We start from the raw sequence: 19,041 nt of genomic DNA on the forward strand, positions 1-19,041 counted from the left end.
GCGTTAACCTTTGTTAACGCCCCCGGAGTCGCCATGCGCTTGTCCCTGATCCTGCCTCTCTGCCTCCTGCTGCCCGGCGCGGCCCTGGCGCGCGAGGTCGCGGGAACCGCGCGGGTGATCGACGGCGACACGCTAGAGCTGCGCGGACAGGTGGTGCGCCTGCTGGACATCGACGCGCCCGAGACCGGGCAGGACTGCCACGGCGCCCCCTGCGGCACCCGGGCCACGGCCTATCTGAAACGGCTGACGGGGCGGCGGACGGTGACCTGCCGGGGCAGCGAGATGGATGCTTACGACCGGCTGCTGGCCCGCTGTACCGTGCAGGGCCGCGACCTGGGGGCCGAGATGGTACTGGCCGGCCATGCGGTGGCCTTTCGCCGCTACGGGCTGACCTATGTTGACCAGGAAAAGGTGGCCCGGATCGAGGGGCGCGGCCTTTGGGCCCGGGGCACACCGGTCATGCCCTGGGACTATCGCGCCGGGCGCTGGCAGCAGACCGCCGCCACCGCCCCCCGCGCCGATTGTCCGATCAAGGGCAATATCAACGGCAAGGGCCAGCGCATCTATCACACCCCCTATTCCGCCCATTACGAGCGGACCCGGATCGACCCCAGCAAGGGCGAACGCTGGTTCTGTAGCGAGGCCGAGGCGCTGGCGGCAGGCTGGCGCGCGCCCTACCGCTGATCGCCCTGGGCGCGCGCCCGGGCCCGGGCCTCGGTCTCGGCGATCTGGCGGCGCAGCGCGCGCAGGGTGGCCAGGCTCTGGTGATAGCTGTCCTCGGACAGGCCGCCGTCGCGGGCGATGCAGCCCGGCACCTCGGCCGCCGCCGCCGCCCGGGCGCGGCCCGTCTCGGTCAGCCGGATCTCGACCCGCCGTTCATCCGTGGTCGAGCGCACCCGGTCCAAGAGCCCCGCCGCCTGCATCCGCTTCAGCAGTGGCGACAGGGTGTTGGTCTCCATCGACAGGGCGCGGCCCAGCTCGCCCACCCCCTGGCCGTCCTGCCCATGCAGCAGCAGCAGCACCAGGAACTGCGGATAGGTCAGCGACAGCTTGTCCAGATAGGGGGCGTAAAGCCGGATGAAGGCATGGCTGGCCGCATAGAGGTTGAAGCACAAGAGCGCCTCGGTCGCCGCCAGGGGGACGTCGGGCCCAGAGGGCGCAGAGGGATCGGAGGCCTGGGTCATGTCCCTGAGATAGATCGCACACGATCTTGTCGCAAGTCCGGGGGTGGGGCTTGCCTTCGCGCCAACGGGTCCTATTTTATATCGTACACGATATAGTCACCTGCGATAGGAAAGGAAATCCGATGTCCATCACGCCGCTTTACACCACCTCCGCCACCGCAACCGGGGGCCGCGAAGGCCGCGCCGCCACCGCCGATGGCGCCCTGGCGGTCGCCCTGGTCACCCCCAAGGAGTTGGGCGGCGCGGGCGGGGACGGCACCAACCCCGAGCAGCTGTTTGCGGCAGGCTATGCCGCCTGTTTCCTGTCGGCGCTGAAGGCCGTCGCGCGGATGCAGAAGGTCGCGGTGCCCGACAGCGCCGAAGCCAGCGCCGAGGTCGGCATCGGCAAGCGCGAGGATGGCGGCTTTGCCCTTCAGGTGGCGATCACCGTCAGCCTGCCCGGTCTGGAGGCCGACACGGCGGATCAGCTGATCGCCGCCGCCCATGAGGTCTGCCCCTACAGCCATGCCACCCGGGGCAATATCGACGTGACCGTGGGCCGCGCCTGACCGCCCTGCCGCCGCCCCGCCGGGGGTGGCGGCGCCTCTGCCCTGACCCCGAAGACAGTAGAGCGGGCGGCCAAAGCCCCCTACCCTGGCAGCGGGGAGATATTCGCGAGGGGGAGGCGAGAGGATGCGGCGGCGCAAGCTGAGCCTGTGGGTCTGGGTGATCCTGGCCGGTTTCGGCGGGCTGCTGAGCCTCTTCGACGACCCGGCCCCGCCTTCGAAACCTGCCGCGATCCCGGCGCCGCCGCAGCTGGTCGAGCCCGACAAGGCTGCCACCGTGGCGCCGCGACGGACCGCCCTGCCCGCGCCAAGCGCGCCCCCGGCCCCCGCGCCAAGCACCGCCCATGTGGTCACCGCCTCCAGCCTGAACCTGCGCAGCGGGCCGGGGACCACCTCGGCGGTGGTGGGCAGCCTGCCCAGGGGCCGGGCGGTCGAGGTGATAGAGACCCGCCAGGGCTGGGCCCGGCTGCGGGTGCAGGGCCAGGGCGAAGGCTGGGTCGCCGCGCGCTATCTGGCCCCCGCCCCGCCGGGCACCAGCGCCCGCCTGGTCACCCGCACCGCCCTGCCTGCCGCGCCGCAACGGCGCCCGGCGGTGCCCGGCGGCGCCGATCTGACCCGCGCCCGGGCCCAGATCATCCGCCAGAGCATTGCCGCCTATCCCGGCCCCTGTCCCTGTCCCTACAGCATCAATCGCGGCGGCCGGCGCTGTGGCGGCACCAGTGCCTGGTCGCGCCCGGGCGGCTACGAGCCGCTGTGCTATGACGGCGATGTCACCCAGGCGCATCTGGCCAGCTATCTGGCGCGGCTGCGCGGCGCGGTGGACTAGGCCCGGCACCCTGGACAACGGCTCAGACACCGCCCCGCCGCCGTCCCCAGGGGGCGCCGCACCGCCTGCCACGGGCCCGTGTCACAAATTCCGCAAAAAGCTCGAAATTTCCTCTTGCAGCCGCCGGGCCGTCTTTGTACATCGTGCCTCACCAAAAGGAAGCGGGCGTAGCTCAGGGGTAGAGCATAACCTTGCCAAGGTTAGGGTCGGGCGTTCGAATCGCCTCGCCCGCTCCAATTGGACCCCAGACGGGAAACCCACCCGTCGAACCGGATGCGGGCGTAGCTCAGGGGTAGAGCATAACCTTGCCAAGGTTAGGGTCGGGCGTTCGAATCGCCTCGCCCGCTCCAACTTACCAAGACATCGCAGATGCTTCGACGATCCCACGGGATCGGGCCGAAGCTCTGCGGTCTGGTCTTCGCCAGCCCCCGACGGTCCCCCTGCCCCTATGGCGGTATCGGGCCCAGCCTGTCGCAAAAGCTTCACTTTCCTTGCCCTTAACTTGATACGTCCCGCATACTAAACGGGCGGTCAAAACACTGGGGTGCAGGATGACGGTCAGTATCAGCGAGGCGCGAAAGCGGTTCGGCAGCGAAACCGCGGTCGATGGAATCACCGTCGAGATTCCCGAAGGCGCCTTCTTCACCGTGCTGGGCCCCTCGGGCTGCGGCAAATCCACCCTTCTGCGCCTGATCGCCGGGCTGGAGCCGCTGGACGAAGGCCGGATCCACCTGTCGGGCCTGCCCGCCTCGGGGCCGGGCCACCATGTGCCCCCCGAAGATCGCGACGTGGCGGTGGTGTTCCAGACCTATGCGCTGTGGCCGCATATGGATGTGACCGGCAATGTCTCTTTCCCGCTGGAATGCGACGGGATGCCCCGCGCCCGGGCGCGCGAAGCGGCGCAGGTGCACCTGGGCACCGTCTCACTGACCCAATATGCCAGCCGCAAACCGGCGGAACTGTCGGGGGGGCAGCGCCAGCGCGTCGCCCTGGCCCGCTGCCTGGCCTCTGGCGCCCGGGTGGTGCTGATGGATGAGCCGCTGGCCAATCTCGACCCGCATCTGCGCACCCGGATGGAGGAAGAGCTGGCCGCCTTCCATGCCGCCTCGGGCGCCACGATCATCTACATCACCCATGATCAGCGCGAGGCCATGGCCCTGGCGACCCAGGTCGCGGTGATGGAGAACGGCCGCTTCGCCCAGGTGGGCACGCCGGAAGAGGTCCACGACCGCCCGGCCAGCGAACATGTGGCCCGCTTCATCGGCCAGTCGGCGGTGCTGGCGGCGGATTTCGCCGAAGGCCAGGCCGATCTGGGCCCGGCGCGGGTGCCGCTGGTGGCCGCCGCCGCCCAGGCCCAGGGACCGGGCCGGGTGGTGATCCGCCCCGCCGACCTGCGCCGCGCCGATCCCGGCAGCCCCGGCACCCTGACCGGCCAGGTCAGCCGCGTCACCTATCGCGGCGGCAGCTGGGAAGCCCTGGCCGAGGTGCCCGGCCTGGCCGAGCCGCTGCCCTTCACCTGCGCCCGCCCGCTTCAGCGCGGCGAGGTCGTCAGCCTGCGGGCCAATCCGGTCTGGGCCCTGCCCTGACAGACCGCCCGGGGCCCCCGCCCGGCCCGCCGAAGGCCCCGCACTGCCCCAACGTCACCCGAGACCGGCCCGTGACGCAGCGACAGAGGTGACACCCGCGCGCCCCCGTGCCACCTCTGAAGCCGAGGAAAATCATCCGGGAGGAATCCATGAGCCTGCCCAAAGCGCTCTCCAACCTGCGTCTGCCGCTGATCGGCAGCCCGCTTTTCATCATCTCGAACCCCGATCTGGTCATCGCCCAGTGCAAGGCGGGCATCGTCGGGTCCTTCCCGGCCCTGAACGCCCGCGAAAAGGCGGGCGAGCCGATCGAGCTGGAACGCTGGCTGACCCGGATCAACGAAGAGCTGGACCGGCATAACCAGGAAAACCCCGACAATCCGGCGGCGCCCTATGCGGTGAACCAGATCGTGCACAAGTCGAACGCCCGGCTGGAGCGTGACGTCGAGATCTGCGCCAAGCACAAGGTGCCGGTCTGGATCACCTCGCTGGGCGCGCGCCCCGAGGTGAACGAGGCGGCCCATTCCTGCGGTGGCATCGTGCTGCACGACATCATCAACAACCGCTTCGCCCACAAGGCGATCGAAAAGGGCGCCGACGGTCTGATCGCCGTGGCGGCGGGCGCGGGCGGCCATGCGGGGGCGCAATCGCCCTTCGCCCTGGTGCAGGAAATCCGCGAATGGTTCGAAGGCCCCCTGTTCCTGTCGGGCGCCATCGCGCGCGGCGACAGCCTGCTGGCGGCCCTGGCCATGGGCGCCGACGGCGGCTATGCGGGCTCGGCCTTCATCGCCACCGAAGAGGCGAATGCGGTCGAGGCCTACAAGCAGATGATCACCGAATGCGGCGCCTCCGACATCGTCTATTCCAACCTCTTCACCGGGGTCTGGGGCAATTACCTGAAACCCTCGGTCGCCAATGCCGGGATGGACCCCGAGGCACTGGAAATCTCGGATCCGTCGAAGATGGATTTCGGCGGGGCCAAGCCCAAGAGCTGGTCGGAAATCTGGGGCTCGGGTCAGGGCATCGGCGCGGTGAAAGAGGTGTTGCCCGCGGCCCAGCTGGTCGACCGGCTGGAGCGCGAGTTCCTCGCCGCGCAGGACCGTCTGGCGGCGCAGCTCGGCTGGCAGCGCAGCTAAGGCCGCAGGTCCCGGCGGCGGCGCCGGGACATTGGCGAATTTTCGCTCAACAATTGGTCGATTTTTGGGGGTCGGCGTGGTCACTTGATCGCGCCGGCCCTTTCACATCCACACGCCAGAGATGCATTTCTCGCCAAGCATACATTCTATGCGAATACAATTGATACGCATTGGCGACAAAATTTCTTTCCCCTGGCAGAGATCGCTTGCAGCCGCGCCCTCCGCCCGCGTATCTTGCCGTCAAATTAAATTGCCTTGCCCCATTCCCGCCCAATACAGGCAGGCAATGGCGTTATTGCAGTTTTATTGCAGAGGCACCCCCGGTTTCGCATTTCCGGGGCTTTTCAGTGCCTAAGTTCCGGCCTAGAGGGTGCGCGGACGATCCAGGGGGGTTCCATGACCCGCGAGTCTGGAGAGTTTCCTGCGCGACAATGTCGCTCCGGATTAATCGGCAATATTATTTGTCTACAGCTTCGCCGTGAAACGGGCCCGATTCCCGAATCACCGCACCAACATAAAGACTGAGGGGCAAATGGCAGATTGGAATGGGGAGATCGCGTCACGTGAGGAAATGCGTGAACGTAAACGCCGCGCAGCACTTCGGGTCGCGTCCCGCCTTTTCAACGAGAAAGGCTATCATGCGACGTCGCTGGATGAGATCGCCGACCGCATCGGCGTGACCAAGACGGCGCTCTACTACTACTTCCGCAACAAGGAAGAACTGCTCTACGAGTGCATCGAGATCAGCCTGAAAGCCGGTGAGCGCGCCCAGGCCGAGACCGAAGCGGTCGAGGGCAGCGCCTTCGAGAGGTTCCGCGCCTTCTACCTGGCCTTCCTGTGCCATGTCATCGAAGACGCCGGCAGCTATGCGACGCTGATCAACATCCGTGCCCTGCCCGCCTCGATGCAGCAGCAGCTGATCGCGCGCCGGGATGCCCTGCGCGACACGATCCAGGACATGCTGGACGAGGCCGTGGCCGAAGGCCATCTGCGTCAGGTCGAGACCGAAAGCACGGCCCTGTTCCTGATCGGCGCGATCAACTGGATCATGGCCTACAGCCTGGAACAGCACGGCGGCAGCGCCGACCCGGAGGCCACCGCGCGGGCCTTCCTCGACCAGGTGCTGCACGGGCTGCAAAGCCGCTAGCCCGCGCTCCGGGGGTCGCGCCGCGCCATCGCCAGGTCGCCGCCCCCTTCCCCCCCCCCTCAGTTCCGCAACCGCAGACGGGCGCAGCCCCGGCCCCGCCGCGCCCGGAACGCGCGCAGACCAAGGGGCCGTTGCGACCGCCCCGTCAGTACAGGTTCCGTCAGTTCAGTTGGTGATCAGCGCATAGGAGCTGGCCGCCGGGCCGCGATTGACCACTTCGACGGTGAAAAACTCCGAGGTGGCCGGGCGCCAACCGCAATAGGCGATGGCGCTGATATCGGTATCCGAACAGACCAGCCGCCCCTGCCCGTCGCGCACGAAAAGGTTCAGATCGGCGCCGGTGTCCTTGGCCTCGACATAGACCTCGGCGTAATCGCCGCCGACATATTCCAGCGGCGGATAGGTATCGCGGCCATTTCCCGAAATCGTGGTGATCGAATAGACCTGCCCCGAGGCCACCCCCTTGGTGCCGGCGAATTTCACGTCATCGGCCAGCCGGGCGATGGTGTCCGATCCGTTCGACATCTCCAGCGCCCGGGCCAGCATCTGCTGCCAGGACAGCAGGCGCGGTTCGGGCTGGATGCCGGTGGCGGGCGGCCCGTCCTTCTGCGGCTGGCGCTGCACCTGCATGGCCAGCACCGACTTGCGCAGCCGCGCCGCCGCCACCGCCAGCATCGGGTCCCCCAACTCTTCCGCCGCCTCGAAAAGACGCGCCGACAGCTCGGCGTTGCGGATCACGCTTTGCGCGGCCACAGGCGCGGCGGGCAGCAGGCAGGCCAGCGTCAGGGCAGAGGTCAGGACCCGGGCCAACCCCGAAGCCCCGCCATGCCGGGCAGCGGCAAGCGACAGCGAAATGCGCATTCTGATCCTCTCCTCTGGCCCCGCAGGCGCCCCAGGCCTGCGGGATCAAGTCTTGCCCCGGCGCCGGGGCATTTCAACGAAAAACTGGGCGCAGGACGCCGCAGGGCCGCCCCCGGGCCTCTGTGACGCAATATGTCATGTGAGTTGCCCGGATCGCAGGGTTAGCACTAGAACTTGAGACAGGCCGCCCTTGCGCGGCGCAAGTGAGGACAGCCGATGCCGCAGGCCCCAGACCAGCCCTCTCAGCCGCCCCGGGCGCGCCCCAGCTGGCCCGCCCGGACCCGGCGCGGGCTTGGCGCCCTGCTGCTGGCCGGGAGTGCGGTGCTGGTGCCCCCCGGGGGGCTGGCCCAGTCTGGCGGCGGGCCGTCCGCAGGCACGCCGCCCCTGGCCGGACAGATGGGCGGGGCCGCCACCGGCACCACCCCCGAGACCGTGCAGACCGCCGCCCTGCTGCAAGAGGCCCTGCGCGCCACGGTGCAGCTTTACGCTCCCGAGGGCGCCGGGGCGATGCTGGGCTCGGGCTTTCTGTTTGGTCCCCGGGCCTATCTGGTGACCAATGCCCATGTGGTGCGCGACCATGCCCGGCTGACGGCGCGCTTCGGCGATGGCCGCCAGATCGGCGCCACCCTGCTCCGCCGGGATGCCGCGCGCGATCTGGCGGTCTTCACCCTCGACGGGCCCGCCCCCGCCCCGGGGCTAAGCGCGGCGGCCACCCCGCCCCGGCTGGGCCAGAGCCTCTATGCCCTGGGCGCCCCGCTGGAACTGGCGCAAAGCGTCACCCGGGGCAGCCTCTCCCACCCCGCGCGGCAGGTGGACCCGGCGGTGCCGCTGCACCTTTACCAGCATGACGCGGCGATCAACCCCGGCTCGTCCGGCGGGCCTTTGCTGAACGGGGCCGGGCGGGTGGTGGCGGTGAATGCCCGCATCGCCGATGGCTCGCGCTTTTTCACCGGGGTGTCCTATGCGATCCCCATTGCGGTGGTGCAGGGGCTGATCGCCGACAGCCTGGTGCCGGTGCCCAACCTCGGGCTGCACCTGCGCCCCCTGCCCGCCCCCCGGGCCGCCCTGCTGGGCCTGACGCTGGAGGCACCGGCGCTGCTGGTTGACGACATCACCCCCGGGGGCGCCGCCGCCCGCGCCGGGGTGAGGCCCGGCGATGTGCTGATCACGCTCGACGACCGCCCCTTGCCCTCGCCCGGGGCCCTGGCCTTTGCCCTGGCCGATCGCGGCGGCCCGGCGCTGACCCTGCGCCTGCTGCGCCCCGGCGCCACCCCGCGCGAGCGGGCGCTGTCCCTGACCCTGACCGCCGCCGACCTGCCGCAGCCCACCCCCGCGCCCACGGCCAGGGGCAGCGCCCCGACCGAACCCGTCGACCTGGGCCTGACCCTGGATGCGGACAACGGCCAGGTGCTGGCCGTGGCGCCCGACAGCCCGGCCTTTGCCGCCGGGCTGGCCCCGGGCGACCGGATCGAGGCGGTGAACGGTGCCGAAGGCGCCCGCCCCGCGCCGCGCGCCCTGTCGCCGCAGCTGCTGCGCCTTGCCCGCGACGGGCGGCAGCTGCACCTGCTGCTGGATCCCGCCGCCGCGCCCTCGCTGGCCCGCCCGGTCACCGGCAATGCCCTTGATCCCGCCGTTATTCCTTTCTGACGCCGCCACCCTTCTGACGCCCCCGCCCGGACCCACGCCCATGACCCACCCCGCCCAGACCGCCGCCGACCCGACCCCGCCCGGCCTGTCGCCGCGCATCCTGATCGTCGAGGATGACAGCGCCGCCGGGCAGGCCGTTTCCGCCGCCGCCCGCGACCTGGGCGCCGATCCCCATTGGGTCACCACCTATGACGAGGGGCTGGCGGCGGCCACCGCCGGGGGCTTTGCCGTCATCGTCTTCGACCGGATGCTGCCCGGCGGCGACGGCATCGACGCCCTGGCCAAGATCCGCGCCGCAGGCTCCACCGCGCTGGTGCTGATCGTCTCGGCCCTGGGCCGGGCGGCGAACAAGATCGAGGGGCTGGAACGCGGCGCCGACGACTATCTGGCCAAACCCTTTGACCCTGACGAGCTGCGCGCCCGCCTGCGCGCCCTGCTGCGCCGCGCCCAGATGACGGTGATCGACAACGACCTGATCAGCTTTGGCGCGCTGCAAATCCGCCTCAAGGCCCGCACCGTCCACCTGGGCGCCACCCATGTCCCGGTCAGCCCGAAGGAATTCGACCTGATCACCTTCTTTGCCGCCAACGCGGGCGAGGTGGTGACCCGGATGCAGCTGCTGGAAAAGGTCTGGAACCTGCATTTCGACCCGCAAACCAATGTGGTGGACGTGCATGTGGGCCGCCTGCGGCGCAAGCTGGAACAGGCCGCCGGGCACCCGGTGATCCATACCGAACGCGGCGCGGGCTATGTCTTTGACCCGCTGCGCGCCCCGCCCTCCGATCCGACCCCGCCCGGCGCATGAGGCGCCCCGCCCCCTCTGCCAGCCTGCGGGTCACCCTGGCCATTGCCGCCGGGATCATCCTGGTGTCGCTCTCGGCCATGGGTCTGCAATACCGCGTCACCGCCCGGGCGCTGGAGGCCCGCCAGGCCGAGCTGCTGCGCGCCGACCTGGACGCCTTCGCCGCCACCTATCAGCAACGCCGCATCCCCGCCCTGCGCCAGGCCATCGACTTTCGCTCGCGCAGCAGCGCGCCGCAGGTAGCGCTGTACCTGCTTCAGGATCGCGCAGGCGTAAAGCTGGCGGGCAATATCGGCGGTTGGCCGGTGGACATCGCGCCCCAGGGCGCGCGCTTTGATCCCGCCCCGGTGCTGCGCTATGCCCTGCCTCTGGGGCCGGGCGGGACCGAGATCCGCTATCGCGGCATCGCGCGGGAACTGCCGGGCGGCTTTCGTTTCCTGACTGCCCGGGCCGAAACGGCGCGGGAAGAGACCCTGGCCGGGCTGCGCCGGGTGATCTGGCCGGTGGCCGCCGGGCTGGTGGCCCTGGCGCTGCTGGCGGGCTGGCTGACCTCTCGCTGGGTGCTGGCGCGGATCGCCCGGGTCAACCGGCTGGCCGATCAGGTGGCGGCGGGGGATCTGTCGGCGCGGCTGCCAGGGCCGCGCGCGGGCGATGAATTCGGCACGCTGGAAACCCATGTGCACGCCATGCTGGACCGGATCGAGGCGCTGAACCGGGCCACGCAGCGCCTGTCGGACACCATCGCCCACGAATTGCGCACGCCCCTCAACCGCCTGTTGCAGCAGATCCGCGCCCTGGATGCCCCCGCGCCGCAGAAACAGGCACTAGAGGCCGAGATCCACGCCACCACCCGCACCTTCAACGCCCTGCTGGACATCTCGGCCGCCGAGGCCGCGCAGGGCGCCCGCCCCGGGCTGGTGCCGGTGGATCTGTCGGCGCTGGTGGCCGAGATCCACGACCTTTACCAGCCCCTGGCCGAAGAGCGGGGCCTGACCCTGGGCGCGGATCTGACCCCGGACCTACAGGTGCTGGGCGAGCGGAACCTGATTGCCCAGCTTCTGACCAACCTCTTGGAGAACGCGCTGAAATTCTGCCGCCCCGGCGATGCCGTCACCCTGTCGCTGCACCCCGAGGGCGCGCACCTCCTGCTGCGGGTCAGCGACACCGGCCCCGGCCTGCCAGAGGCGCAGCGGGCCGAGATCACCCGCCGGTTCGTGCGCGCCGAGCGCGACCGCGACGTGGCCGGGCACGGGCTGGGCCTGGCGCTGGTGCAGGCGATCGCCACCCGCCACGGCGCCAAACTGGACCTGCCGGCAAGCGAAAGGGGTTTCACGATCCAGATCGCCTGGCCTAAGCTGTCACAGGATTGATCCCCCGATCACGGGCCCTGCATGATTTCTGTCAAACGCCTTTTCGCGCCCCGCTGCCTCGCCCCCGCTTTGGCCCTTGGCCTGTCGGCCTGTGCCGTGCTGAACCCGCCGCTGAACCAGCTGCGCGACAGCGGCCCCAACGATACCGCCCGCGCTACGCCTGCGGGCGACGAAGAGCTATGGGTCGGCCTGGCCTTCTCGGGCGGCGGGATGCGCGCCTCGGCCTTTGCCCATGGGGTGGTGGAAGAGCTGCGCGCCATGACCGCCCGCCCCGGCGATCCCGACGGCATCCTGTCGGAACTGCGGCTGGTCACCGGCGTCTCGGGCGGGTCGGTCACGGCGGCCTATTACGGGCTTTACGGCGCCGGGGGCGTGGATCGTTACCGCGACGGATACCTGGTGCAGGACGCCGAACGCTATATGGCCAACAACCCGATCAACCCGGTGACCATCGCCCGCGGCGTCTCGGGCGGGGCCAACGGGCGCGAGACCTTCGGGCGGTTCCTGGACGAGGCGTTGTTTCACGGCGCCACCTTCGGCGATCTGGCGCGGCGGTCCTCGATCACCACCTGGATCAATGCCACCGATGTGGCCAATCAGACCACCTTCCTGTTCACGCCGGAAACCTTCGACGCGCTGTGTTCCGACCTGGCGCGCTTTCCGATTTCCGACGCCGTGGCGGCCTCGGCGGCCTATCCGCTGGTCTTTTCGCCCATCGTGGTGGACACCCACCAGGGCGATTGCGCCTATCGCCCACCCGACTGGCTGACCGCGGCGCGCTATAATTCCGAGGCGACGGGCGCCATGCGCGCCCATGCGGCGGCGCTGGAAAGCTATGCCAGCGATCCCGACATGCGCTTTGTCAAACTGCTGGACGGGGGCATCACCGACAACTTCGGCACCACCGGCCTGGCGGTGGAACGCGCCCGCGCCGAGGCGCCGCACGCGCCGCTTTCGGCCCGCGAGGCGGTAAAGCTGTCGCGGCTGCTGTTCCTGGTGGCCGATGCGGGCGTCGAACAGCCCAACGGTTGGACGACGCGGATGCAGGGCCCGGGCGGCGGGCAGCTGGCGCGGGCCATCGTGCAATCGGCGATGACGGCGGCCTCGCGCACCGGGTTTGACGCCATGCGTCTGCAACTGGACCGCTGGCAAGAGGATCTGGTCGACTACCGCTGTTCCCTGACCCTGGCCGAGGTGGCGCGGCTGCGCGGCTCGGCGGCGGGCTGGGATTGCCGCGATCTGAAGTTTTTCGTCGGCATGGTCAGTTTCGACGACCTGGGCGGGCAGATGGAGGACCGGCTGAACGCCATCCCCACCCGGCTGGCGCTGGAAGAGGCCGAGGTCGACCTGTCGATCTCGGCGGGCCGCCGCACGACACGGCAGAACCCCGAGGTGAACGGCTTTCTCGCCTCGACCGCGCGCTATGGCACCGACCGGCTGTCGGCCATCGACGCCGGCACCGCCCGGCGCATCGCGCCGGTAGGCGGGGCGCGGCCGATTGCCCCGGTCTCCTCGGAGTAACACGCTCTCCGCCCGTCCCCTGGCACGGGCTGAAAGCCCGGGCCGCGCCCGACCCTCCCCCCGGGAGGGCGCATGGCGATGTCGGACAAAGCCTGCGCGGCATTGATGCTTTGATGGGCCACCGCAGCGGACGGGGACCAAGGCGCCCCCCCAGGGTCGGGCGCGTCCCTTCCCACAAAGCCATCCACACTTGAGCGCAGACCGGGGTAGACGCCCTTGAAAAGGAGGGCGGGGAAATCCCCGCCCTGCGCCGCCCTCAGGCGATGATGTTCGACCCCGGGCCATAGGGGAACTTGGTGATGTTCTCGGCGCCCTCGTCGCCCACCACCAGGATGTCATGCTCGCGGTAGCCGCCCGCGCCCGGCATCCCCTCGGGCAGCCAGAGCATCGGCTCCATCGAGACCACCATGCCCGGTTCCAGCACCGTGTCGATATCCTCGCGCAGCTCCAGCCCCGCCTCGCGGCCATAGTAATGCGACAGCACGCCGAAGCTGTGGCCGTACCCGAAGGACCGGTATTGCAGCAGGCCTTCGTCGGCCAGGAAGCGGTTCAGCTCGTCACAGATCTGGGCACAGCTGATGCCCGGCTTGATCAGCGACAGGCCCAGCTCGTGCGTGGCCACATTGGCCTGCCAGATCTTCAGGCTGGCCGCGTCCGGCTCACCCAGGAACAGGGTGCGTTCCAGCGCGGTGTAATAGGCCGAGATCATCGGGAAGCAGTTCAGCGACAGGATGTCGCCCATCTGAAGCGCCCGGGTGGTCACCGGGTTATGGGCGCCGTCGGTGTTGAGGCCCGACTGGAACCAGACCCAGGTGTCGCGCAGCTCGCTGTCGGGATGGGCGCGGGCAATCTCGGCCTCCATGGCGTCGCGGCCCGCCATGGCCACGTCGATCTCGCGCGCGCACTCGTGGATCGCGGCACGGATCGCGGCGCCGCCCAGATCGGCAATGCGGGCCCCTTCGCGGATCAGGGCGATTTCCTCGGCAGATTTGATCATCCGCGCCTGCATGGTGGCCGGGGCCACATCGACCACCTCGGGCGCGCCCAGGAACTCGGCCAGCTTGGCCGATTGCGCCAGGGTCAGGTGATCGCCCTCGATCCCCACCCGGCGCGCGCCGCCCGCCAGGTCCCGCACCGCGCGCCAGTAGTTGTCGCGCTGCCAGTCGGTGTAGATGACATTCTCGCCATGGCTGCGCCGCCAGGGCTGACCGGCGTCGATATTGGCGCTGACCGTGGTGCAGGCCTCAGCCGTCACCACACAGGCATAGGGCCGCCCGAAGCTGCAATAGAGGAAGCCCGAGTAATAGGCGATGTTGTGCATCGAGGTCAGCACGACCACGGGCAGGTCCATCTCGGCCATGATGCCGCGCAGCCGCGCCAGACGCGCGGCGTATTCGGCGGCGGAAAAGGGCAACGGGGCCTTGTCGCCATTGTGGCAGGTGAAGGTATCGACGCGGGTGTTCAGTTGGGTTGCCAGATCGGCCATGTCTCAATCCTTATCCGGAGGCCGGAGCGGGAGAGACGTCCACGACCCGGCGCAAACGTCCGGGCGTACAGGACAGGGGTGAACCTTGGGACCGCGAATGCGCGCCGACGCCATCGTCGCGCGGGTCCGTGTGGACCTTCTAGCCGCAGCGCGCGACCCCGGCAAAGGAGAAAATGCAGCGCCCCGGCCAGGCGCCCTCGCGCCCGCTGCGGCAGCGCCCAGAGTTTGGGCAGGCCGCCCCTCAGGGCTCGATCAGCGCCACCAGCTTGCCTTCAAAGATCGAAAAGCGGGCAGTGATCCCTTCAGGCGCGGCACAGACGGCCTCGACCCCCGACAGCAGGGTCCAAAGCCCGTCCTCGCGCTTCTCCTCAACCTCCAGTTCCAGCAGCAGCTGGCCCTGGGCGTCGAAGGCGGCCACGCGCAGGTGCGCCGCGGCCACCGGGGTTTGCCGCAGCCGGGCGTAGAAGGGCGCGCCCTCGGGCTCGGCCTTGGCGCGCGCCGCCGGATCCTGCCCCTCGCCCAGGGCGCAGAAGGTGGTCACGCCCTCGGGCACCAGGAAATAGTTCAGCGGGCCGCCATCCGGGGCGACGGAGAAATCCAGCATCAGCACGGGATCGGTGCCGAGGGCGGCGGGGGTGTCGGCCATGGCGGCCCCTTTCGGGCTAAGGGCCAGCAACGCGGCCAGAACGGCAGCCTGTGTCAGGGCGCCCAGACGGGACAGCCAGGGGGCGGCGAAAGATCGGGGCGGCATCTGGTCCTCCGGGGTGTCCGTCCAGCCTAGGCTCAGGCCGCACCGCGATCAACCGTGCCGCCCGGCCCTGCCCTGGCCCCGCCTCTAGAGGGTGACGATATGATTGTCCCAGGCGCGGGCCGCGTGGGCGAAGGGCTGAAACTCGGTCACGGTGGCGTGCCAGACCCCGCCCAGCCCGTCGGTGGCCAGGAACCCCTCGGGGCCCGGGGCCAGGCCGCAGATGTCAGGGCGGTGATGGGCGGTGACGAACTGCCCCTGCCGGTCGAAGATGTGCAGCCGCCCGCCGCGCGGGCTGGTGATGCCGAAGAACTGCCCGTCGCCGGACAGGGCGACCGACCCCGCATAGGCCTGCATCGCCAGTTGCTCGCCCAGATCCGCCTCTGCCAGCCGCGCCGCACCCCAGCCCCGCCGGTGCAGCCCCAGAAGCGGCGGCGCATCCATCACGTCGCCCTCCCACTGCATGGCGAAGGCCACCGTTCCGTCCCCGGCCAGGGCCAGGTGGCGGATCGAGTTCAGATGCAGATCGGGGTCCAGGACCACCTGCTCCAGCAGGTCCCCCTCGGGCGAGATATAGGCCAGCGAGGGCCGCATGGTCGGCAGGTTCAGCTTGCCGCGCCCGTCCTCGACCCGGGGATCGGTCTGGATGCCGCCATTGGCCACCACCAGCGTGCCGTCGGGCATCTGGATCGCCTCATGGGGGCCGATGCCGTGGGTCTCGATCTCGCCCACGCGCTTGTAGCCCTGGCTGCGCGCCCACAGCCCGATCTTGCCCCGGGCGGTAAGATAGTCGTTCTCCAGCGTGGCCAGGATGTCGCCGCCCTGAAGGAAGGTGCCATGGCCCATGAAATGCCGCCCCTCGGGGCTGTGCAGCTCATGCAGCACTTCACCGCGCGCGCAGTCGATCACCCGGGCGAAGGTACCGGGACGGCGGGCGAAGCCCACGGCCTCGGGCGCCACCGGATGGGCCGCGCCCGCATGGCCGCGCCCGGGCATCGGCACCCGGAACACGTCCTGGCCCAGGATGTCGATCCCGAAGAGCGCGTGCTGCCCGTCCGCCTCTTTGGCGAAGGCCAGATAGGCGGGGGATCCGGCATCGGCCCAGCTCAGGCGCGGGGTCAGGGTCGAGGCGGCCATGGCGACCAGGAAGGCGCGGCGGGGGATCATGGGCAAACTCCGTTCCGGGTTGCAGGCCCCGCGCCGGATGGCCCGACGCGGGCAAAGTGGAGGGGCGCGCGCGGTCTCAGTCGCCGTCGGCCGAGTTGAACCCGGCGGACAGCCCGAAATGCCCGCCGACCTCGGCCTCGACCGCGCGGCGCAGCAGCTGCACGCGCTGTTGCACGATCTCGACCTTCAGACGCCCTGAGATATCGCCGACCTGGGACAGGTCGGGTGTCTCGACCGCCTGGAGCGCCTCGAAGACCGAGGCAAAGGCCGCCTCGCTCTGCGGCATCTCCTCGGGCGCCATCAGCGCCCGGGCCAGTTCCTGAAGGGCCTCCAGCGACAGGGTCACGTTGCGCAAAGACCGGCCCGAGCGGCGCGCCTCGGCCCGGGTCGGGCGCGGCGCGTCGAAGGTGCCCAGGGGGCGGCCCAGACGGCTGTCGGCGTTGAACTCCAGCCCGGTCAGCAGGGCGGTATAGATCACCCGCACCGCCTCGTCCTGGCTGAGGTAGGTGGTATTGCCCGCCGCACCCGCGCTCAGCAAGGCGGGCGCGGCCTCGGTCTGCCATTCGGCGTTGATCTCGGCGCCCATGCGGGCCAGGTCGGCGGCGTTGGCCTGGACCAGGCGGCAGGTGTAGTCGCCCGGCCCGTAGCCGCTGAACTGCTCGTCATAAAGCAGGTATTCCAGCGCGAAGAGGCCGCGCGCAGCCACCGACAGCTCGTGGAACTCGGTCGGTTGATCGACGATGGCGTCCCGATCGGCGACCATCTGGCCCAGCATCCGGGCGGTGAAGCCCTTCTTGTCGGGCCAGAAGGCGATGGCGTTGACCCGCCCGTCCACCTCCAGCGGGCCGAAGCGCAGATGCGCGATGGCCAGCCAGGCGTCAAAGGCCCCGTTCCAGGCCGCCCGCAGCTCAGGCCCGGGCGCGCAATCCGCCGCCGCCTGATCGCGCAGCGCCGCGCCCGCCGCGGCAAAGGCGGCGGTGCCGGGCAGGATCTGCCCTTCGACCGCCTCGGCCAGATCGGCCCGGGCCGGACTGGTGGCAAGGCCAAGGATCAGGGCGGCGGCAGGCAGAAATCGCATCAGAGGCTCTCCAGGAAGGCAATCAGGGCGGCGCGGGTCTCGGGCTCCATGTCCACCACATTCTGCCGCGCCTGTGAAGCCTCGCCCCCGTGCCACAGAACCGCCTCCAAGAGCGACCGCGCCCGGCCGTCGTGCAGGTAATAGCTGTGCCCGTTGACCTGCGGCGTCAGCCCGATCCCCCAAAGGGGCGGCGTCTTCCACTCGGTCCCCGAGGCGCGGCCCTCAGGCCGGTGATCGGCCAAGCCCTCGCCCATGTCGTGCAGCAGAAGGTCGGTATAAGGCCAGATCAACTGGAAGCTCTGCGCGTCCTGCCCCTCCAACCGGTGGGTGACGTATTTCGGCGTGTGACAAGAGGTGCAGCCCGCCTCGTAGAAGGCCTGCTTGCCCGCCAGAACCTGCGGATCACCCACATCGCGGCGCTCGGGCACGGCCAGGTTGCGGCTGTAGAAGGTGACCAGATCGAGCCCCTCGGCGTCGATCTCGGTGACGCGCACGTCGCCATCGCCATGGGGTGCGCCGCGACAGCCCGCCTCGGCCTCGGTGCAATCGCCCCAGGGGGCATCGAAGATCGGGGTGGAAATGCCGATATCGCCCGCAAAGGCGGCCGCCGACTGCTCCTTGATGCTGGGCGCGCCTGCCTTATAGCCGAAACGGCCCAGTTCCGGGCGGTCGTTCTCGAAGGACCAGACCACCTGCGCCCGACCCGAGATGCCGTCGCCATCGGCATCCTCGGGGTCGGCCTGGGCCAGGATATCCTCGGCCGGGATAGCCTCCAGCAGGCCCAGGCCGATCATCTGCGGCGCGACGCGGGGGCTCAGCATGGCACCCTCGCCAAGCGGGCCATAGCCCAGATCCTCCGCGCGCCAGCTCGGGTGACGCAGGCTGGCGGTCTCGCCCCCGGCCAGTTCGACGACCTCTTCTTCCCAGGTGACGCCCAGACGGTATTCCGCCGGCAGGCCATGCACGGAAAAGTCCTGCATCTGCCCGCCATAGACCGGATCGGGCCGGGTGCGGGCCTCGGTCGGCGCCCCCGCCGAAACCAGGAAGGCCTCGATCTCCGACATCGGCTCGGCCTCATCCGCGGGCACGGAAACGCGCAGGAACATCGAGACCGCATCATCCTCGGGCCCCTCGGGCGGATGGCCGCGCCCGTCCTTCAGATGGCAGCGCTGGCAGGCGCGCGCATTGTAGAGCGGCCCCAGACCGTCGCTGGCCTGGGTGGAACTGGGCGAGCTGACCCACAGCTTCTTGAACAGCCCGTTGCCCAGCTTGAAGGTCATTTCGCCCTCGAAACCGATATTGGCCGAGAACTGGCTGAAGGCGTCGTGATCGCTGCGCGCCCGGGTGGTGGCGGCGCCCGCCGGGTTCTGTTCGAACTTTTCGGGGGCAGAGAAATCGGTGGTGGGCCGGGTGACGGCGGCAATGCGCGCCCGCTCGGCCTCGCTACGCGGCACCACGTCCAGGATCGGCGCGCTCAGCACCTCGACCAGGGCGGGCGTCTCGGCCCCGCCGGCCTGCGGCGCCAGGGCCAGCGTGAGGGCGATAACGGAGGCAAGACCTCTGCCTGCCGGACGGATCGGGTGGGTCAGGTGCTTGGACATCGGCAACTCGTGCTCTTCAGGATGCCCCCGGGCTTGCCATTAATTCCTGACCAGTTCAATCAGAAAACCCGACTCCCCCCTGCGGCATGACGCCCGCCCAAGGTCCCCGACGCGCTCCACTTTCGCCAGAGGCCCCTGCCCTGCCCGGATCCCGCACGCGCCTGCAGCCACCCCCAGGCGCCCCGCCCCTCTCTTCTCATTGCCAAAAATATCCCGGGGGGAATTGAGCCCGCCAGGGCTCAAGGGGGGCAGAGCCCCCGCCCCCGGCGCCGGATCGCCCCACGGGCGGCGGCCCCCCCCCCGCCCCCCCACCCCACCGGGGGGGCCCCCAGGGGGCGC

At 70.1% G+C, this 19,041-nt stretch carries 17 protein-coding genes and 2 tRNA genes; 12 read left to right on the top strand and 7 right to left on the bottom strand.

Annotation, left to right across the window (positions count from 1 at the left end; genetic code table 11):
• Positions 1 to 33 precede the first annotated feature (33 nt).
• On the top strand, positions 34 to 684 hold the full coding sequence (locus ACRARE_RS14825; RefSeq protein WP_432657224.1) for a thermonuclease family protein: 651 nt from the start codon (positions 34 to 36) through the stop codon (positions 682 to 684).
• On the opposite strand, the gene ACRARE_RS14830 is transcribed toward ACRARE_RS14825, so the two are convergent.
• Positions 675 to 1,184, bottom strand: coding sequence for a MarR family winged helix-turn-helix transcriptional regulator (locus ACRARE_RS14830; protein WP_432657225.1), 510 nt, complete (start codon positions 1,182 to 1,184; stop codon positions 675 to 677). The genes ACRARE_RS14825 and ACRARE_RS14830 overlap by 10 nt on opposite strands.
• A gap of 122 nt (positions 1,185 to 1,306) precedes the next feature.
• Between ACRARE_RS14830 and ACRARE_RS14835 the strand changes: the two genes are divergently transcribed.
• The 7 genes from ACRARE_RS14835 to ACRARE_RS14865 all read left to right on the top strand — a co-directional run bounded on the left by ACRARE_RS14835 (position 1,307) and on the right by ACRARE_RS14865 (position 6,421).
• On the top strand, positions 1,307 to 1,732 hold the full coding sequence (locus ACRARE_RS14835) for an organic hydroperoxide resistance protein (RefSeq protein ID WP_432657226.1): 426 nt from the start codon (positions 1,307 to 1,309) through the stop codon (positions 1,730 to 1,732).
• Between the two features lie 124 nt (positions 1,733 to 1,856).
• On the top strand, positions 1,857 to 2,555 hold the full coding sequence (locus ACRARE_RS14840; RefSeq protein ID WP_432657227.1) for an SH3 domain-containing protein: 699 nt from the start codon (positions 1,857 to 1,859) through the stop codon (positions 2,553 to 2,555).
• Between the two features lie 161 nt (positions 2,556 to 2,716).
• Positions 2,717 to 2,791: transfer RNA gene (locus tag ACRARE_RS14845), tRNA-Gly, on the top strand.
• 39 nt (positions 2,792 to 2,830) lie between these two features.
• A tRNA-Gly gene (locus ACRARE_RS14850) sits at positions 2,831 to 2,905 on the top strand.
• A gap of 201 nt (positions 2,906 to 3,106) precedes the next feature.
• A complete protein-coding gene (locus ACRARE_RS14855; protein WP_432657228.1) occupies positions 3,107 to 4,141 on the top strand; it encodes an ABC transporter ATP-binding protein in 1,035 nt (344 codons plus the stop codon).
• 149 nt (positions 4,142 to 4,290) lie between these two features.
• Positions 4,291 to 5,274: an NAD(P)H-dependent flavin oxidoreductase gene (locus ACRARE_RS14860; RefSeq protein ID WP_432657229.1), complete on the top strand. Its 984-nt coding sequence runs from the start codon at positions 4,291 to 4,293 to the stop codon at positions 5,272 to 5,274.
• A 571-nt stretch (positions 5,275 to 5,845) separates the two neighbouring features.
• On the top strand, positions 5,846 to 6,421 hold the full coding sequence (locus ACRARE_RS14865) for a TetR/AcrR family transcriptional regulator (RefSeq protein WP_432657230.1): 576 nt from the start codon (positions 5,846 to 5,848) through the stop codon (positions 6,419 to 6,421).
• Between the two features lie 165 nt (positions 6,422 to 6,586).
• Here the strand turns inward: ACRARE_RS14865 and ACRARE_RS14870 are convergent, their stop codons facing one another.
• Positions 6,587 to 7,282, bottom strand: a complete 696-nt coding sequence (locus tag ACRARE_RS14870) for a hypothetical protein (RefSeq protein WP_432657231.1) — start codon at positions 7,280 to 7,282, stop codon at positions 6,587 to 6,589.
• 216 nt (positions 7,283 to 7,498) lie between these two features.
• Here ACRARE_RS14870 and ACRARE_RS14875 point away from each other — a divergent pair, with 216 nt between their 5' ends.
• Genes ACRARE_RS14875 through ACRARE_RS14890 form a run of 4 tightly spaced genes read left to right on the top strand, consistent with a single transcriptional unit; the run spans position 7,499 to position 12,622 of the window.
• On the top strand, positions 7,499 to 8,929 hold the full coding sequence (locus ACRARE_RS14875) for a S1C family serine protease (protein WP_432657232.1): 1,431 nt from the start codon (positions 7,499 to 7,501) through the stop codon (positions 8,927 to 8,929).
• A 40-nt stretch (positions 8,930 to 8,969) separates the two neighbouring features.
• Positions 8,970 to 9,734, top strand: coding sequence for a response regulator transcription factor (locus ACRARE_RS14880; protein ID WP_432657233.1), 765 nt, complete (start codon positions 8,970 to 8,972; stop codon positions 9,732 to 9,734).
• Positions 9,731 to 11,101: a sensor histidine kinase gene (locus ACRARE_RS14885; RefSeq protein ID WP_432657234.1), complete on the top strand. Its 1,371-nt coding sequence runs from the start codon at positions 9,731 to 9,733 to the stop codon at positions 11,099 to 11,101. Before ACRARE_RS14880 ends, ACRARE_RS14885 begins: the two co-directional genes overlap by 4 nt.
• A 21-nt stretch (positions 11,102 to 11,122) precedes the next feature.
• Positions 11,123 to 12,622 (top strand): patatin-like phospholipase family protein, encoded by a 1,500-nt coding sequence (locus ACRARE_RS14890; RefSeq protein WP_432657235.1) that lies wholly within the window; start codon positions 11,123 to 11,125, stop codon positions 12,620 to 12,622.
• 256 nt (positions 12,623 to 12,878) lie between these two features.
• On the opposite strand, the gene ACRARE_RS14895 is transcribed toward ACRARE_RS14890, so the two are convergent.
• From ACRARE_RS14895 to ACRARE_RS14915, 5 genes are all read right to left on the bottom strand, one after another.
• Positions 12,879 to 14,108: an aminopeptidase P family protein gene (locus ACRARE_RS14895; RefSeq protein WP_432657236.1), complete on the bottom strand. Its 1,230-nt coding sequence runs from the start codon at positions 14,106 to 14,108 to the stop codon at positions 12,879 to 12,881.
• 241 nt (positions 14,109 to 14,349) lie between these two features.
• Positions 14,350 to 14,859: a hypothetical protein gene (locus tag ACRARE_RS14900; protein ID WP_432657237.1), complete on the bottom strand. Its 510-nt coding sequence runs from the start codon at positions 14,857 to 14,859 to the stop codon at positions 14,350 to 14,352.
• Between the two features lie 84 nt (positions 14,860 to 14,943).
• Positions 14,944 to 16,023 (bottom strand): DUF1513 domain-containing protein, encoded by a 1,080-nt coding sequence (locus ACRARE_RS14905; protein ID WP_432657238.1) that lies wholly within the window; start codon positions 16,021 to 16,023, stop codon positions 14,944 to 14,946.
• 76 nt (positions 16,024 to 16,099) lie between these two features.
• Positions 16,100 to 17,101: an imelysin family protein gene (locus ACRARE_RS14910; RefSeq protein WP_432657239.1), complete on the bottom strand. Its 1,002-nt coding sequence runs from the start codon at positions 17,099 to 17,101 to the stop codon at positions 16,100 to 16,102.
• Complete coding sequence (locus ACRARE_RS14915; protein WP_432657240.1) at positions 17,101 to 18,702, bottom strand: di-heme oxidoreductase family protein; 1,602 nt, start codon at positions 18,700 to 18,702, stop codon at positions 17,101 to 17,103. The genes ACRARE_RS14910 and ACRARE_RS14915 overlap by 1 nt, the downstream gene beginning before the upstream one ends.
• Positions 18,703 to 19,041: the final 339 nt, after the last annotated feature.

This window comes from Pseudooceanicola aquaeponti (assembly GCF_050897975.1).
In the GTDB taxonomy this organism is placed as follows: Bacteria; Pseudomonadota; Alphaproteobacteria; order Rhodobacterales; family Rhodobacteraceae; genus Pseudooceanicola.

Bases quoted from the DNA above. Each gene is read 5' to 3' on its own strand.
- ACRARE_RS14835 (WP_432657226.1), top strand. From the start codon at position 1,307: ATGTCCATCACGCCGCTTTACACCACCTCCGCCACCGCAACCGGGGGC.
- ACRARE_RS14910 (WP_432657239.1), bottom strand. From the start codon at position 17,101: ATGCGATTTCTGCCTGCCGCCGCCCTGATCCTTGGCCTTGCCACCAGT.
- ACRARE_RS14865 (WP_432657230.1), top strand. From the start codon at position 5,846: ATGCGTGAACGTAAACGCCGCGCAGCACTTCGGGTCGCGTCCCGCCTT.
- ACRARE_RS14880 (WP_432657233.1), top strand. From the start codon at position 8,970: ATGACCCACCCCGCCCAGACCGCCGCCGACCCGACCCCGCCCGGCCTG.
- ACRARE_RS14900 (WP_432657237.1), bottom strand. From the start codon at position 14,859: ATGCCGCCCCGATCTTTCGCCGCCCCCTGGCTGTCCCGTCTGGGCGCC.
- ACRARE_RS14890 (WP_432657235.1), top strand. From the start codon at position 11,123: ATGATTTCTGTCAAACGCCTTTTCGCGCCCCGCTGCCTCGCCCCCGCT.
- ACRARE_RS14870 (WP_432657231.1), bottom strand. From the start codon at position 7,282: ATGCGCATTTCGCTGTCGCTTGCCGCTGCCCGGCATGGCGGGGCTTCG.
- ACRARE_RS14895 (WP_432657236.1), bottom strand. From the start codon at position 14,108: ATGGCCGATCTGGCAACCCAACTGAACACCCGCGTCGATACCTTCACC.
- ACRARE_RS14825 (WP_432657224.1), top strand. From the start codon at position 34: ATGCGCTTGTCCCTGATCCTGCCTCTCTGCCTCCTGCTGCCCGGCGCG.
- ACRARE_RS14915 (WP_432657240.1), bottom strand. From the start codon at position 18,702: ATGTCCAAGCACCTGACCCACCCGATCCGTCCGGCAGGCAGAGGTCTT.
- ACRARE_RS14830 (WP_432657225.1), bottom strand. From the start codon at position 1,184: ATGACCCAGGCCTCCGATCCCTCTGCGCCCTCTGGGCCCGACGTCCCC.
- ACRARE_RS14875 (WP_432657232.1), top strand. From the start codon at position 7,499: ATGCCGCAGGCCCCAGACCAGCCCTCTCAGCCGCCCCGGGCGCGCCCC.
- ACRARE_RS14860 (WP_432657229.1), top strand. From the start codon at position 4,291: ATGAGCCTGCCCAAAGCGCTCTCCAACCTGCGTCTGCCGCTGATCGGC.
- ACRARE_RS14885 (WP_432657234.1), top strand. From the start codon at position 9,731: ATGAGGCGCCCCGCCCCCTCTGCCAGCCTGCGGGTCACCCTGGCCATT.
- ACRARE_RS14840 (WP_432657227.1), top strand. From the start codon at position 1,857: ATGCGGCGGCGCAAGCTGAGCCTGTGGGTCTGGGTGATCCTGGCCGGT.
- ACRARE_RS14855 (WP_432657228.1), top strand. From the start codon at position 3,107: ATGACGGTCAGTATCAGCGAGGCGCGAAAGCGGTTCGGCAGCGAAACC.
- ACRARE_RS14905 (WP_432657238.1), bottom strand. From the start codon at position 16,023: ATGATCCCCCGCCGCGCCTTCCTGGTCGCCATGGCCGCCTCGACCCTG.